The sequence below is a fragment of the Parundibacterium terreum genome (assembly GCF_014636315.1).
In the GTDB taxonomy this organism is placed as follows: Bacteria; Pseudomonadota; Gammaproteobacteria; order Burkholderiales; family Burkholderiaceae_D; genus Undibacterium; species Undibacterium terreum.
Genome location: NZ_BMED01000003.1, coordinates 509,961 through 523,648 on the forward strand (window position 1 = coordinate 509,961; position 13,688 = coordinate 523,648).

At 49.5% G+C, this 13,688-nt stretch carries 15 protein-coding genes and 1 pseudogene; 10 read left to right on the plus strand and 6 right to left on the minus strand.

Features of this window, described 5'->3' with window-relative positions:
• The first annotated feature begins 35 nt into the window (after positions 1-35).
• From recX to IEW12_RS17060, 7 genes are all read left to right on the plus strand, one after another.
• Positions 36-494 (plus strand): recombination regulator RecX, encoded by a 459-nt coding sequence (recX, locus tag IEW12_RS17030; protein WP_188567269.1) that lies wholly within the window; start codon positions 36-38, stop codon positions 492-494.
• Positions 495-729: 235 nt separating this feature from the next.
• Positions 730-1,302, plus strand: coding sequence for a DUF2889 domain-containing protein (locus IEW12_RS17035; protein ID WP_188567270.1), 573 nt, complete (start codon positions 730-732; stop codon positions 1,300-1,302).
• Positions 1,303-1,355: 53 nt separating this feature from the next.
• Positions 1,356-2,540 carry an ADP-forming succinate--CoA ligase subunit beta gene (gene sucC / locus IEW12_RS17040; protein ID WP_268237254.1) on the plus strand — a complete coding sequence of 395 codons (1,185 nt, stop codon included), beginning with the start codon at positions 1,356-1,358 and terminating at the stop codon, positions 2,538-2,540.
• Positions 2,541-2,555: 15 nt separating this feature from the next.
• Entirely contained in the window at positions 2,556-3,437 is an 882-nt protein-coding gene (gene sucD / locus IEW12_RS17045; RefSeq protein ID WP_188567272.1) for a succinate--CoA ligase subunit alpha, read from the plus strand.
• Between the two features lie 217 nt (positions 3,438-3,654).
• Positions 3,655-4,374 carry a TerC family protein gene (locus tag IEW12_RS17050; protein ID WP_188567273.1) on the plus strand — a complete coding sequence of 240 codons (720 nt, stop codon included), beginning with the start codon at positions 3,655-3,657 and terminating at the stop codon, positions 4,372-4,374.
• A 23-nt stretch (positions 4,375-4,397) separates the two neighbouring features.
• Positions 4,398-5,204: a Stp1/IreP family PP2C-type Ser/Thr phosphatase gene (locus tag IEW12_RS17055; RefSeq protein ID WP_188567274.1), complete on the plus strand. Its 807-nt coding sequence runs from the start codon at positions 4,398-4,400 to the stop codon at positions 5,202-5,204.
• 35 nt (positions 5,205-5,239) lie between these two features.
• A complete protein-coding gene (locus tag IEW12_RS17060; protein WP_188567275.1) occupies positions 5,240-5,857 on the plus strand; it encodes an FHA domain-containing protein in 618 nt (205 codons plus the stop codon).
• 112 nt (positions 5,858-5,969) lie between these two features.
• Here IEW12_RS17060 and IEW12_RS17065 read toward each other — a convergent pair whose 3' ends face one another.
• The 6 genes and pseudogenes from IEW12_RS17065 to IEW12_RS17090 all read right to left on the minus strand — a co-directional run bounded on the left by IEW12_RS17065 (position 5,970) and on the right by IEW12_RS17090 (position 10,741).
• The gene (locus IEW12_RS17065) at positions 5,970-6,989 is read right to left on the minus strand and encodes an aromatic ring-hydroxylating oxygenase subunit alpha (protein ID WP_188567276.1); all 1,020 of its coding nucleotides are present in this window, start codon (positions 6,987-6,989) and stop codon (positions 5,970-5,972) included.
• On the minus strand, positions 6,986-7,615 hold the full coding sequence (locus tag IEW12_RS17070; protein ID WP_188567277.1) for an acetyltransferase: 630 nt from the start codon (positions 7,613-7,615) through the stop codon (positions 6,986-6,988). The genes IEW12_RS17065 and IEW12_RS17070 overlap by 4 nt, the downstream gene beginning before the upstream one ends.
• A 10-nt stretch (positions 7,616-7,625) precedes the next feature.
• Positions 7,626-8,384: an SDR family NAD(P)-dependent oxidoreductase gene (locus IEW12_RS17075; RefSeq protein WP_371874554.1), complete on the minus strand. Its 759-nt coding sequence runs from the start codon at positions 8,382-8,384 to the stop codon at positions 7,626-7,628.
• A 14-nt stretch (positions 8,385-8,398) separates the two neighbouring features.
• Positions 8,399-9,457 carry a ketoacyl-ACP synthase III gene (locus IEW12_RS17080; RefSeq protein WP_188567279.1) on the minus strand — a complete coding sequence of 353 codons (1,059 nt, stop codon included), beginning with the start codon at positions 9,455-9,457 and terminating at the stop codon, positions 8,399-8,401.
• A 2-nt stretch (positions 9,458-9,459) separates the two neighbouring features.
• A pseudogene (locus tag IEW12_RS17085) lies at positions 9,460-9,687 on the minus strand (acyl carrier protein); the annotation flags it as partial.
• A gap of 31 nt (positions 9,688-9,718) precedes the next feature.
• Positions 9,719-10,741 (minus strand): 3-oxoacyl-ACP synthase III family protein, encoded by a 1,023-nt coding sequence (locus IEW12_RS17090; RefSeq protein ID WP_188567281.1) that lies wholly within the window; start codon positions 10,739-10,741, stop codon positions 9,719-9,721.
• On the opposite strand from IEW12_RS17090, the gene IEW12_RS17095 reads away from it, so the two are divergent.
• The 3 genes from IEW12_RS17095 to IEW12_RS17105 all read left to right on the plus strand — a co-directional run bounded on the left by IEW12_RS17095 (position 10,740) and on the right by IEW12_RS17105 (position 13,599).
• Positions 10,740-11,063: a hypothetical protein gene (locus IEW12_RS17095; protein WP_188567282.1), complete on the plus strand. Its 324-nt coding sequence runs from the start codon at positions 10,740-10,742 to the stop codon at positions 11,061-11,063. The two genes, IEW12_RS17090 and IEW12_RS17095, sit on opposite strands and share 2 nt — an antisense overlap.
• A 71-nt stretch (positions 11,064-11,134) precedes the next feature.
• Positions 11,135-12,655, plus strand: a complete 1,521-nt coding sequence (locus tag IEW12_RS17100; RefSeq protein ID WP_188567283.1) for an oligosaccharide flippase family protein — start codon at positions 11,135-11,137, stop codon at positions 12,653-12,655.
• Positions 12,637-13,599: a glycosyltransferase gene (locus IEW12_RS17105; RefSeq protein WP_188567284.1), complete on the plus strand. Its 963-nt coding sequence runs from the start codon at positions 12,637-12,639 to the stop codon at positions 13,597-13,599. The genes IEW12_RS17100 and IEW12_RS17105 overlap by 19 nt, the downstream gene beginning before the upstream one ends.
• The last annotated feature ends 89 nt before the right edge of the window (positions 13,600-13,688 follow it).

The following is a 13,688-nucleotide window of genomic DNA, read 5'->3' on the forward strand; positions in this document are numbered from 1 at the left end:
TTTGATTTTGGGCGTCGCGTTAATTATCTTGGACTATGGCCAAATTGCAGATCAGCCTGAAGGCGAGGGCACTTAGATATTTATCCATGCGTGAGCACAGCCGCATGGAGCTGGCGCGCAAACTGTCCCGCTATGCAGAAGAGGGCGACGATATAGAGGCTTTGCTGGATATGCTGGAGGCGGCTAAATATCTGTCTGCCGAACGCTTTTCCGACTCCTTGGTGCATCGCCGTTCGGCACGCTTCGGCAATAACCGCATCATTGCTGAATTGCAAAGCCATGGTTTGCCGGCTGAGGAGATAGGCCGGGTCAAAGGCGAGCTGGTGGAATCCGAAGCAGAGCGCGCGATTGATACCCTGCACAGGAAATTCCCGGCTTCCCCCATAGATCATGCAGAGCGTGCAAAACATGCAAGATTCCTGCAGCAGCGTGGATTTTCCAGCCGCGCGATACAAACGGCAATGCGCGCACCGCGCGATGTGGATGAATTTTGACCTTGCCTCCAATCGCTTGAAATCCTGACAAATATTCTTGTCAAAACAGCTCGCAGACATGCTGTTTTCCGCGGCGCAAAACGCCGAAAACTGACACAGCAGGTGAGTTAGTCGCCTAGCTGTGCTAAACTCCTATGGTTTTTTGCAGCGCCGCAAGAGCGGCTGCTACCGTAGAAGCTGCGGTGGCGACACGCAATTGTGGCTCTTTTATACTGAATAGCCGCCTGCAGGCATTATGCCCTTATCACCTTCCACTACCCGCCGTGCGCTCAAGCATACGCGCGCAATTACCATTGAGGCGTTTGCTCGCGACGATGGGTTATGGGATCTTGACGCCCACATCACCGATATGAAGACCCGCGATATCAAACTCGCATCGGGGATACGTCCTATCGGTTCCGCTTTACATGATCTGACCCTGCGCATCACTATCGACACTGGCTTGACCATTGTCGATGCCGAGGCTGTGTCGGATGCCGTTCCTTATCCTGGTTTTTGCAATACGATAGGCCCGGATTATAAGAAGCTGATAGGCTTGAACCTGTTAAAACAGTTCCGTCAGGGTGTTAAGGAAAGAATGTCTGGTATTCATGGCTGCACGCACCTGACAGAGTTGGCGCAAATTCTGCCGACTGCTGCGGTGCAGGCATTTGCCGGCGAAGTGATTGATACGCGAGACGGAGCAAGCAGTTCCGAGCAAGCTAAACAACCGTTTCAACTCGATCGTTGCCATGCGCTGCGCCTGGATGGGCCGGCGGTTGCGCAATATTACCCGCGGTGGGCGATTAAACCATCCTCCGCGAATTAGTCCAATTAGTTCGTTGTATAGACGATTAATTTTTATTATTACTACCTCAGTGTCTGAAGGGAACTCGTATGAAAATCCATGAGTATCAGGGTAAAGAAATCCTCCGCAAATTCGGAGTGACAGTACCGCGCGGTATTCCATGTCTGACCGTTGATGAAGCAGTCAAAGCGGCAGAAACGCTAGGCGGCCCAGTATGGGTTGTGAAAGCCCAAATCCACGCCGGTGGCCGTGGTAAAGGCGGCGGCGTTAAAGTCGCAAAATCCCTGGAACAAGTCAGGGAATATGCGAACGCGATTCTCGGCATGCAACTGGTAACCCATCAGACCAGCCCTGAAGGTCAAAAAGTACGCCGCCTGCTGATCGAAGAAGGCGCGGACATCAAGAAAGAACTGTACGTCAGTATGGTGACTGACCGTGTCAGCCAGCGCGTTGTGTTGATGGCATCCAGCGAAGGCGGGATGGACATTGAAGAAGTCGCTGAAAAACACCCAGAACTGATCCACTCCATCGCGATTGATCCGGGCACAGGCCTGCAAGATGCAGAAGCCGATGATATCTCCCGCAAGATCGGCGTGCCTGACGCGTCTATCGCTGATGCGCGCGTGCAATTGCAAGGCCTGTACAAAGCCTTCATGGAAACCGACTGCTCGCTGGCTGAGATCAATCCTTTGATCCTGACCGGTTCCGGCAAAGTAATCGCTCTGGACGCCAAGTTCAACTTCGACGCCAATGCACTGTTCCGTCAACCGGAAATCGTTGCCTACCGCGATCTGGACGAAGAAGATCCAGCTGAAATCGAAGCATCCAAATTCGACCTGGCATACATCTCCCTGGACGGCAATATCGGCTGTCTGGTCAATGGCGCAGGCCTGGCGATGGCGACAATGGACACGATCAAGTTGTTCGGCGGCGAACCAGCCAACTTCCTGGACGTAGGCGGCGGCGCGACTGCAGAGAAAGTCACTGAAGCGTTCAAGATCATGTTGAAAAACCCAGGCCTGAAAGCCATCCTGGTCAACATCTTCGGCGGCATCATGCGTTGCGACGTGATTGCAGAAGGCGTTATCACTGCATCCAAGGCAGTGTCCCTGCAAGTACCACTGGTCGTTCGCATGAAAGGCACTAACGAAGAAATCGGTAAGCAAATGCTGGCCGACTCCGGTTTGCCTATCATCGCCGCAGACACCATGGAAGAAGCAGCGCAGAAAGTTGTTGCTGCTGCAGCCCAAGCTAAATAATCGCAAGGAAAAGATATGTCTATCCTGATCAATAAAGACACAAAAGTCATTACCCAAGGTATTACCGGCAAGACCGGCCAATTTCACACACGCATGTGTCGCGATTACGCTAACGGCAAGAATTGCTTCGTCGCCGGCGTAAACCCGAAAAAAGCGGGTGAAGATTTCGAAGGCATTCCTATTTTCGCTAACGTCAGCGAAGCCAAGGCTGCTACCGGCGCAACAGTTTCCGTGATCTACGTTCCGCCAGCAGGCGCTGCGGCAGCAATTTGGGAAGCGGTAGAAGCCGACCTGGATCTGGCCATCTGTATCACTGAAGGCATTCCTGTCCGCGACATGATGATGTTGAAAGACCGCATGGCAAAAGCCGGCAGCAAAACCAAGCTGCTCGGACCTAACTGCCCAGGCCTGATCACTCCGGACGAAATCAAGATCGGCATCATGCCAGGTCACATCCACCGTAAAGGCCGTATCGGCGTGGTATCCCGCTCCGGTACATTGACTTATGAAGCAGTGGGTCAATTGACTGCACTGGGTCTGGGTCAATCTTCTGCTGTTGGTATCGGCGGCGATCCTATCAACGGTCTGAAGCATATCGACATCATGAAAGCATTCAATGATGATCCTGATACTGATGCTGTGATCATGATCGGTGAAATCGGCGGCCCGGACGAAGCCAATGCTTCCTACTGGGTACGCGACAACATGAAGAAGCCGGTAGTCGGTTTCATCGCTGGTGTGACTGCGCCTCCAGGCAAACGTATGGGCCACGCCGGTGCGCTGATCTCCGGCGGCGCCGACACGGCACAAGCCAAGCTGGACATCATGGAAGAATGCGGTATCAAAGCAACCAAGAACCCGTCTGAAATGGCGCGTTTGCTGAAAGCGATGCTGTAATTTGCTTTTAGTTGTTGTTTGAAAGAAGCAGGGAGCTCAGGCTCCCTGTTTTTTTATGCTCGCTATTGAATTCGTCCAGTAAAAACTGGTTTGTGCGGTACAGCGTACAGACCGCGAAGTGCGTTTTGCTTTAAATGGGATAGGCTGAGCATCGCTCATTTTGCCCGGAGTACGCTATCCTTGGTTTTTCAATCATCTTTCAGGCCGTACACGACGCATGGAGTTTTTGCTTGATCTCAACTGGTGGGCAGTAGGGCAAATTGTCTTGATCGACATCATGCTGGGTGGCGACAACGCCATCGTCATTGCACTCGCGTGCCGCAACTTGCCGCCGCATCTGCGCTTGCGCGGCATCATCTGGGGCACGATAGGGGCGATTGCACTTCGCATTGCCTTGCTGGCTTTTGCCGTGACGGTGCTGCAATTGCCCTATGTAAAGCTGATCGGTGGCATGCTGCTGCTCTGGATTGCGTATAAATTGTTGCAGGAAGATGGCACAGGCCACGATGAGATAACAGCCTCCGATCGTTTGCTGACAGCCATCAAGACCATCATGATCGCCGACGTGGTGATGAGTATGGACAATGTGGTGGCAGTGGCCAGTGCGGCCGAGCAGGTGGGGGGTGAAAACCAGTTTGCGTTGGTGATCTTTGGCATCCTCGTCAGCCTCCCTATCGTGGTATGGGGAAGCACCCTGGTATTGGCACTGATGCAGCGCTTTCCGGTCATTATTGTGATGGGCGCTGCCTTGCTAGGTTACCTGGGAGCCGCGATGGCATGTGCAGATGTGGTTATAGAGCATGCGCTTGAAGCAAAGTTGAATCATCTGTTTGTAACAATACCCTTGCTTGATGGTAAGCTTAGCGTACCTGGATTATTGGGTGCAATCGCTGTAATAGTTTGTGCTTTTGCCGTTAAATACAGGAAGACGGCCTAAATTTTAATTATTTACCCATATTCATGCCTTTTCAGCACGTATTAGAGTTCAGCGGACTGAGCGACATAGGACAGGTTAGAACGCACAATGAAGATGCTTTCGAGATCTGCCCCGAGTCGAGCTTTGTCGTGCTCGCGGATGGCATGGGGGGGTATAACGCGGGCGAAGTGGCCAGCACTATCACGACCGACGTCATTGCCAAGGCGCTCAAGTCCAAGCTTGGTTCGCAATGGAGCAGCTTGTTCCCCACCTCGGCTAATACGCTGAGGCGCTGGATCCATGATGCCATCCAGGCTGCCAATGACAGTGTCATTGATGCAGCGCAGCTTAATTCTGAATATGCGGGCATGGGAACGACGGTGGTCGTGGCCCATTTCCATCAGGATGTCTTGCTGGTCGGGCATGTCGGCGATTCGCGTGCTTATCGCTACCGGGCGGATTATCTGACGCAGATTACCCATGACCATTCGGTATTGCAGGCACAGATTGATGCTGGCCTGATCAGCGAAGAGCACGCCCAGTTTTCTCCGATCAAGAACCTGATCACCCGCGCGGTCGGAGTCCAGCATGAGATGGAAATCGATATCATGGAACATGCGCTGGAGCAGGGGGATATCTATCTGCTTTGCTCCGACGGATTGACCGATATGCTCAATCATGATGAAATTCATGCCATCATGACGCAGTTTTCCGTAAATCTTGAGGAGTGTTGCCGAGCGCTGATCCACGGTGCGAATGCCCGCGGAGGCCGCGACAATATTTCAGTCATATTATGCCGCGTCAAGGAACTGCGCCAGCGCTCCTTGATTGACCACATTTTTGCCAGTTAAGCGTTGATCACCAATAAAACACCCATAAGAGAAAAATGGTCAAAATCATCGTCACCTATAACGGTCTGATCCAGCAAGAGCTGAGCTTCTTCAAGCCTCGCGTTACGATAGGCCGGCGCGCCAGCAATGATGTCGTCATCGACCATCTTACCGTAAGCGGCCAGCATGCGGCGGTAGATACTACGTCGCAGGGATCATTCATTCTCGACCTGGGTAGCACCAACGGTACCATGATCAACGGCCAGCCCATCAAAAAGCATCTGCTGCAAACTGATGACACGGTCGATATCGGCAAATACAAGCTGCGCTTTAAAATAGAGGCGGACGAACCGGCCAATCCGGCGCCTGTCATATCCAGGGTCAATGAAAGCTCGGCATCCGCGGCTACGCTACCCATTGCCAAGATTAAAGTGCTGACAGGTACCAACGAGGGGCGGGAACTGACGCTGAATAAGCCGGTGACGACCTTGGGCAGCCCCGGCGTGCTGGTCGCCGCGATTACGCGGCAGCAGGATGCTTATTACATTGCGCATGTAGAGGGAACTATTTTCCCCAAGGTGAATGATCTGTCTATCGATACGCAGCCGTTCAAGCTGGAGAATGGCGATGTGATTGATTTTTCGGGGACGCGGATGGCGTTTCGCTTGGAGTGAGTTGATAAGGCGGACTAGGTTCACCTGGCTTAGATGTTTCTATATCCTCAGCATATTTGAATACCAAGAACGCCTGCACTTACAAGTACTAGCCCTCCCTAACAGTAAACAATTAATCGCCCGCTCGAACTTGATCCGCCAGGAGCTTTCTAAAGTGCAGGACTTTTTCTTCATCCGCCGCTAAAAACTTTGGTCTGTCAGCTTCGTAAAAATCGGGATTGATGCGCTTGCATATTTCGTGATCTTCTTTGAATACCTGCCGGTTCATGGCTGCTGACGACTCAAAAAAATGCTGCAATGCGTTTGCCGCCGCCTCGTTCTTGGCAACGCCCTTGAGCAAACGGCTAAAGAAAAAGGTTCTGTTCTTTTCCGCTGACGGGAAAAAATTCTGCAGCGAGTAAGAGTAGCCAAAAGTAGATGAAAGCATAGTAAAAGGGAACATATAGATGCTCATATATCCCTCGTACTGTTCATCGATTTTGAAGAGTTTATTGATCGCTCGTAATTTCTTATTGATACCCGCATTTTCTATTGGCGAATACCAAACCGAAGTCCAAGGATTGATTTCATTTTTTCCGTCCGCCAGATCCAATTGGCCTAGTGAATTAGGATGGATATACGATACGTGTAAGGGCTCTAAAGCATTTTCAATTGCGATTTTCCAATTACATTCATAGGCATAGGTATCGATGTCGGAGCGGCCGCTGATATTGAAGGAGATCGACGCGATATGCTCGAATTCCGGACCGAGCTGCTCCTCAAGAGATAGTTTCGGGCTTACTGAAACAAATAAAAAATCCGCGCACCACTCTGATTTTAAAATATTTAAGCGGGCATTTTTTAATTCAGTCTCTTCGTACTTTTCTCTACAGGGTACATGCATGGCGCCGGCTTGATAGGACCAACCGTGATAGGGACAGCTAATGGCGCCCACACCATGAGATTCCACAAAAAACCGCGTTCCCCTATGCGGACACAAGTTATCAAAAACAACGATCTCTCCACCATCATTAAATAAAGAGACTTCCTGGTCCAACCAGTTTAATTTGAGATAGTGTCCGGGTTCGGGCAATTCAGTCCTGTGGCATAGCAAGTGCCAAAACTCATCACGCAATTGCTGGTTGTTCGTCATAAAGTTTTTGCCGGCGAAGAGTAAACGGTGGCGCCTTCCTTGACGCGTCTTACTACAATAGCGCCTGCTCCTATTTTTGAAAATGCGCCTACTTCGACCTTTGGCAGGACCGACGCGTTGGAGCCGATAAAAACTCCGGCGCCTATCTTGACGTAGCCCGTAATGTCCACGTGGGAACTAATAGTCGAGCCTTCGCCAACGAAGACGTCATGGCCAATACTGGAGCAGAAATTTATAGTGACGAAATCGGAAATGCTGCTATCGGCCGATGCCATGGAAAATGGGCAAAGGATTATACCTCTCCCCAATTTCGCGGTGCGCGCGATAACTGCAGTGGGATGTATGAAGCTGAAAAACTCTGCTCCGCGTAGTTCCAGTTCGTGGGCAATGCGGAGTTTTTCTTTAGGGTCGCCTATTGCGACAATAAAAACATCATCTATGCGAGGCAAGTAATCGGAAATTTTCCCTAATACAGGGTAAGGATAGCTCTGATTCAATGCCGGAGCGATCGCCAAAGTGTCATCAATAAATCCGGCGATTCGTATCTTGTCAGACACTATCGATTCCAAATGGCTTGCAATTTCTCTGCCAAATCCGCCCGCGCCTGCAATGACAATATTTTTCAATTTTAATTCCTTAGCGGGCCAGATAGCCGCCGTCCACCGACCACGTGGATCCTGTGATCCAACGGCCAGCATCTGAGAAGAGAAATGCAGCAACCTGAGCGATATCGATTGGTTGGCCAAAGCCAAGCAAGTGTTTGTCTTCGTATGTCTGTATAGACGCGTCAGGAGTTGCACGAATGAGGCGTTGGTGCATTTCTGTTACGACGGCACCGGCAGCGATGCTGTTGACACGGATGCGCCGCGGAGCAAATTCGACCGACAATGACTTTACCATCCCATCAATCGCAGCCTTGGCAGCAGAATAAATGCTCATCCCGGCTTGCCCGCTTTGAGCTGCTACGGAGGACATGAAAATCAGGGCTGAATTGTCTTGCATTACTCCTCGCATGGCAGCGCCGCGCGATAGGGCCAAAGCACTTTTGACGCTGGAGGAAAAAACTTCATCGAATTGCTTGGCCTTGGATAATTTTAGTGGCCGGACAAGTTCAATCCCGGCGGCATGAAAAATGCCAGAGAGCGGCCGGTCGTCTGCAGTTATCGTTTTCATGAAATCGGAAATATTGTCTTCTCCGGTCAGGTCAAATTGTTCTGCAACATGTCCATCGCCTTCCAGCAATGACAGGGTTTCATTTAAGCGGATTTGGTCCCTGCCGGTAATAACTAATACTGCACCATGGCTCGCCAATAAAATTGCAGTGGCTCGGCCTATTCCTGATGAGGCTCCGGTTACCAGGATACGGTGATTCTGGAGAAGCTCGCGGTTAAAAATCATCGCTATAGTCTTTATATTTCTATCAGCTTGTTAACTGACATTGAGTTCATATCCAGCAAGGCGGCAGACCATGAGTAACCTACGCCGAAACCTATCATCGCCACGGGGCCTCCAGTCTTGGCAATTGCCGGCAATTGATCTGCTATCAACAGAGGAATGGATGCACTGGAAGTATTTCCGAACCGGTTGATATTAATCGGTGCACGCTCAGCCGGAATTTTTGTTTTTTTTATGATGTGCTTCAGCATGAAATTGTTGGCCTGGTGAAAAAGGAAGGCATCGACCTGCATGCTGGAATAACCGGAAAAAGAGAGTAAATCATTCACCAGAGGAGGCACGCTCTTCAACGTGAAATTAAAAACCTCGCTTCCGTCCATAAACAGGCGAGAAGTGTCAGCGTTGGCGAGGCGCGGATCATTATGCTGATATTTTTTGCATGCACCCTCGGGTATCATCAGATGCCGCTCGCCGCCACCGTCTGTACCGAGAATAAAATAGGAATCTTTAGCACTTTCGTCATACTCAAGTGCAGTAGCTGACCCTGCGTCGCCGAATAATAAGGCGGTTGCCCGGTCTTCAGGACTAAGCACCTTGCTTATGGTATCCCCAACGAGAAGCAGCACTCTTTTGATGGATAGCCCATCCAGCAATTTTGCAGCAAGCCACAAGCCGTAAACATAGCCTGAACAGCCAAGATTGACGTCAAATGCTACACATGCCTTGCCTAGCTGCAGACGTCCCTGCAATGCGCAGGCCGTGGCCGGCAATCTATAATCCGGCGTCTGTGTCACAAAAATTAATGCGTCTACGCTTTCTTTGGACCATGCAAGATCCTCAAGCAAAACCTCAGCAGAGGACTGGCACAAGTCGGCGGTTGTTTGATCCTCACGGGCTTTTCGGCGTGAGGTGACACCTATCATTTTGGTGATGTCGGCTACCGCTTCCTCGCCCAGGCTTTCATGGAATGCTTCGTTGAATATTTCCTCTTTGGGCAGCGCGCATACCAAGCCTTTTACAGAAAATTTGTCTAGCTTTATTGAAAGCCCGGATGCAAATTTTTGCTCAGGCATGATCACCCTTTCTTGCTTTCCACTAAAGCAAGAATATCGGCAATTTTTTCACACTTTGCCAGCGACTGGCCGTCAAGCATGGTGTTATAAATATCGTCAACGAGCGCCATCGTCGAGACGATTGACAGCGAGTCCCATGCATAGTCGGCCAGGCTCAACTGTGGATTAACTTTATCGACATCAACTTCGAGAATTTCTGCCATACCTTCAAAAAATTCATTCATTACTGGACCTTCATTAAATTGGAAATTCTTGGCAAGTTTAGAAAAGTTCGACTATGGTTCCTCCCCATGAGTAACCAACTCCAAAGCCCAATAGTACGGCGACGTCGCCTGATCTTACCTGGCCCTTTTCTTTTGCTCTTGCTATAGCAATCGGAATTGTCGAAGAGACGGTATTGCCTACAGTATCCATCTCTATTATAAATTTCTCCGGCGGAATTTTTATTTTTTTTCGTAAGGCTTCCAGCATGAATTGATTGGCCTGATGGAAGATCACGTGATCGATGTCGTCCATGGTTTTACCGGCTGACTCGAGAAGCTGCCGAAAAACCTTGGGGACAGAGGATAAGGTGAAATTCATGACTTCCGGACCATCCATAAACAAATTCATTTTGCTGCGCGTGTTGCCTGAGCCATCCGTATATTCGGCCGCTACCCCCATTTGATGCCGTTCGCGAAACCCTCCGGACGGCACGATCAGATTTTTTGCGCCAGCTCCATCGGTGCCCAGAACAAATGGCCCCAGCTTTGAATGGGCGCTTTCGACCGAGGAGATCAGTGTCGCGGCGGCACCATCTCCGAATAAGGTCCTGACACTGCGGTCCTGGGGGTGGATAAGCTTGGAATACGTATCGCTGGTTAGTAACAATACGTTTTTTGCTATGCCTGTTTCTATTAGTCCCTTGCACAGCGACAGTCCGTATACATAGCCGGAGCACCCTATATTGATATCCAGTGCTGCACAGGATGTTGGCAGATTCAAGCGGTCTTGCAGCAGGCAGGCACTGCTGGGCAAGAAGTGGTCAGGGGTCTGGCTGCAAAAAATCAGAAAATCAATACCTGATTTTTCTATATTGTTTGAGTCAAAAAGTTTGTTTGCTGCAAAATATGCTAAATCCGCAGCGGTCTCACCTTCTCCCGCAATATGCCTTTCGTATATGCCGGTTTTCTCAAATATTTTGTCTGCCGACCACTCGTGAAATACTTCTGCCAAGGCTTGGTTGGATAAGACGCCGTTTGGCAGATGGTATTCGATCGCCAAAATTTTTGCAGAAGTGGGCATGTTATTTATTTTGCAATATCCGTCAATTGGCTACTATTATTTCCATGATTTCCAGGCTGCGATACTCACCGGCTGGTTCGCGGCTACTCTTTGCCTGTGCGATCAATTTTTCTTTAGGAGAAATGACCCTAAATTGACCGCGATCAGCGATAGCATTAATGCATCCATCAACAGCGAATCGGCGCATGAAAACTTGTCGCTCCTCGTAATAGTTGATTGTAAGACAGATAAACCTGATCGGGTGTCAAAAAAGGTGCATGATGCTGGGGATCTTACGAAATACCACTTTTCGGATTTTGTTTTCATGGACAAGATCGGATGAAAATCAGACAATCCTCTTCTACTTAATTGCCTAGTGGCTATTTTCTTATTACTTCTCATTCGTGCCATGAAATGACTCCATTGCTGCGCAATATAGTCGCCAACTATGCAAGCCAACTATACGTCATCCTGATTGGCTTGGCGGTGGTGCCTCTATATATAAAATATATGGGGATGGAGGCTTATGGCGTAATTGGTTTTTTTGCGATGCTGCAATCGTGGATGACTTTGCTGGACTTGGGCCTGTCTCCGACCTTGGGTCGTGAAGCCAGTAAATTAAAGGCCGGTGTAACAAGTCCAGGTGTTTTGAAGTTATTTCTGCGCTTCCTCGAAATACTGTTTTCGTTGACGGCTCTGCTGATCGTTGCATTATCGTGGATACTGGGGTCATGGATTGCGACGTACTGGCTCAAGCTGGAGTCCCTAAGCCCCTCTGATGTGGCTCTATGTGTGGTCTTGGTCGCCTGCATCATCAGCTTGCGCCTGTTGTCGGGCATTTACCGCGGTGGATTGCTGGGCATGGAGCGCCAGGTTGTCGCCAACGTAATAGCCGTCATCGCGGCGACACTTAAATCGGTTGCGGTATTGCCGTTGCTGATCTGGATAACCCCTTCTATACTTGCTTTTTTCCTGTTCCAGCTCATCGCCGCTATTGTCGAAATCTTTTTGATGCGAATGGCATTCATCAAGGTAATACCGAGTGCCGGAATTGAAAAATTTCGATGGAAGCTATTACAAGGGCCTTTGCGTTTTGGCGCTGGACTGGCATTCTTGAGTGCGGTCTGGATCGTCATCAGCCAATCCGATAAACTCATACTGTCCCATATCCTGCCGATGCAGAATTATGGTGAATTTATGCTGGCGACGTCGGTGGCTTGGGGGGCATACTCTCTAATCTCTCCGCTACAGCAAGCAGTGCTTCCACGTCTGGTCGTGCTTTTTGAGCAGAATCAGCACGACAAATTTACTCTTTTGTACCGGCAGACGACGATGCTGATGGCGGCTATCTTGGCGGGTGTTGCCGGCGCCATGGCGGCATATCCAGAGCATGTTCTGTTTGCCTGGACGGGCAATGCAACAGTGGCAGCGAGGGCTGCCGAAATATTAAGATGGTATGTATCAGGCAGCAGTTTCATGGCGCTTGCCGGAATGGCTTATGTGCTGCAGCATGCACGGGGTGATTTGCGAATGCACATCAGGGGTAATTTGCTGAATGTATTTATCTTGGTTCCATCTACAATCGTCTTGACGTTGAAGTTTGGAGCGATAGGGGCCGCAATCACCTGGGCGGGGACGAATCTCTTTTTCTTGATTGTCTGGACTCGCATTGTTCATAAAAAATTCCTGCCGGAAATCGCCAATAGCTGGCTGTTTAAAGACGTTTTTCCTGCAGTGCTTATCGGGGCCTTAGTCGTTATTATTGGATTCCAGGTCGATTGGCCTATGTCGTCCCGGCTGACTTCGTTTATTGGCCTCGTGATGTTAGTGGTGCTTATCAGTGGGCTCACTTTATTAATTCATCAGGAAACTAAAAGGATGATGTCCTCATACTTAAAAGGGATCCTTAGATTTTTATGCACAAAGAACGCTTGAAGATATCAGTTTGCATTGTCACTTACAATCACGCTGCTTACATTCACGATTGCCTGTCCAGCGTGCTTGCCCAGCACGTCGATGCTGAACTGGAAATCCTGGTTGGAGATGATTGCTCCTCTGATGAAACAAGATTGCTCATTCGCGAATTTTCTGAAAAATATCCGGATGTGATTTACCCGGTTTTTCACAAAGAAAACGTCGGCAGCACACGTAATTACCAATACTTGGTCAATCAAGCCAGTGGTGATTATATTGCTCACCTGGATGGAGACGATTTCTGGCTGCCTGGAAAATTGCAAGCGCAATTAAGTTTTCTGGAAAAAAACCAGCGCTGTTCCGCTGTCTATGCCAATGCAATTGTCATCAACAATTCCGGCGAACTGGTTGCCAGGTTCAATGGCGAATTACCGTCTCAATTTGACTTGAACTACCTGATAAACAAGGGTAATTTCCTCAATGCCAGTTCCCTGATGTATAGGGCGCAATGCAAGCATATTTATCTGCAAGAGCAGGGCCAAGTATTGGATTTCCACGCACATGTTTTGCTGGCTAGCCAAGGCGATCTTGGCTATGTCAATAAGTCATTGGTGGTTTACAGGCTCAATTCGACGTCATCCATGACCACAGCCAGAAGAGATTTATTGATGGAGCTGTATTGGAAAGGGATATTGAGTGCCTGGAAACTGGGGGCAGATGAAAAGGCTTTGCGCCATTGCATGATAGGATTTTATAGAAGCCTGATCAGGTCTGCCCTGACACGAGGCAGGCTTAAAGAGGCACTACAGGTGTCTGACGCAATGACTGCAGAATGCCCTTTGGTGACAAGAAAACTATTCATTTTGTCTGCAATGACTTTACCATTCTATGTGGCTAAAGAAATATACCGCATGCTGGGGCGGCGTATCTTCAAAGGCGGAGCAGAAATTTTATTTGATCGTTAATGAGTGGGTGATACGGTTTAAACCTGAGTAGCCCAGTTTCAATTTTCGGAGCTCGCGGGGCCTTTTTAGCTATCTCGCGAGTCAATTGA

What these genes read in the sequence shown, in the direction of transcription:
- IEW12_RS17095 (WP_188567282.1), top strand. Translation starts at nt 10,740, where the DNA reads ATGTTATTTATTTTGCAATATCCGTCAATTGGCTACTATTATTTCCAT.
- IEW12_RS17100 (WP_188567283.1), top strand. Translation starts at nt 11,135, where the DNA reads ATGACTCCATTGCTGCGCAATATAGTCGCCAACTATGCAAGCCAACTA.
- IEW12_RS17055 (WP_188567274.1), top strand. Translation starts at nt 4,398, where the DNA reads ATGCCTTTTCAGCACGTATTAGAGTTCAGCGGACTGAGCGACATAGGA.
- IEW12_RS17090 (WP_188567281.1), bottom strand. Translation starts at nt 10,741, where the DNA reads ATGCCCACTTCTGCAAAAATTTTGGCGATCGAATACCATCTGCCAAAC.
- sucD (WP_188567272.1), top strand. Translation starts at nt 2,556, where the DNA reads ATGTCTATCCTGATCAATAAAGACACAAAAGTCATTACCCAAGGTATT.
- IEW12_RS17080 (WP_188567279.1), bottom strand. Translation starts at nt 9,457, where the DNA reads ATGCCTGAGCAAAAATTTGCATCCGGGCTTTCAATAAAGCTAGACAAA.
- IEW12_RS17105 (WP_188567284.1), top strand. Translation starts at nt 12,637, where the DNA reads ATGCACAAAGAACGCTTGAAGATATCAGTTTGCATTGTCACTTACAAT.
- IEW12_RS17050 (WP_188567273.1), top strand. Translation starts at nt 3,655, where the DNA reads ATGGAGTTTTTGCTTGATCTCAACTGGTGGGCAGTAGGGCAAATTGTC.
- IEW12_RS17060 (WP_188567275.1), top strand. Translation starts at nt 5,240, where the DNA reads ATGGTCAAAATCATCGTCACCTATAACGGTCTGATCCAGCAAGAGCTG.
- IEW12_RS17035 (WP_188567270.1), top strand. Translation starts at nt 730, where the DNA reads ATGCCCTTATCACCTTCCACTACCCGCCGTGCGCTCAAGCATACGCGC.
- IEW12_RS17065 (WP_188567276.1), bottom strand. Translation starts at nt 6,989, where the DNA reads ATGACGAACAACCAGCAATTGCGTGATGAGTTTTGGCACTTGCTATGC.
- recX (WP_188567269.1), top strand. Translation starts at nt 36, where the DNA reads ATGGCCAAATTGCAGATCAGCCTGAAGGCGAGGGCACTTAGATATTTA.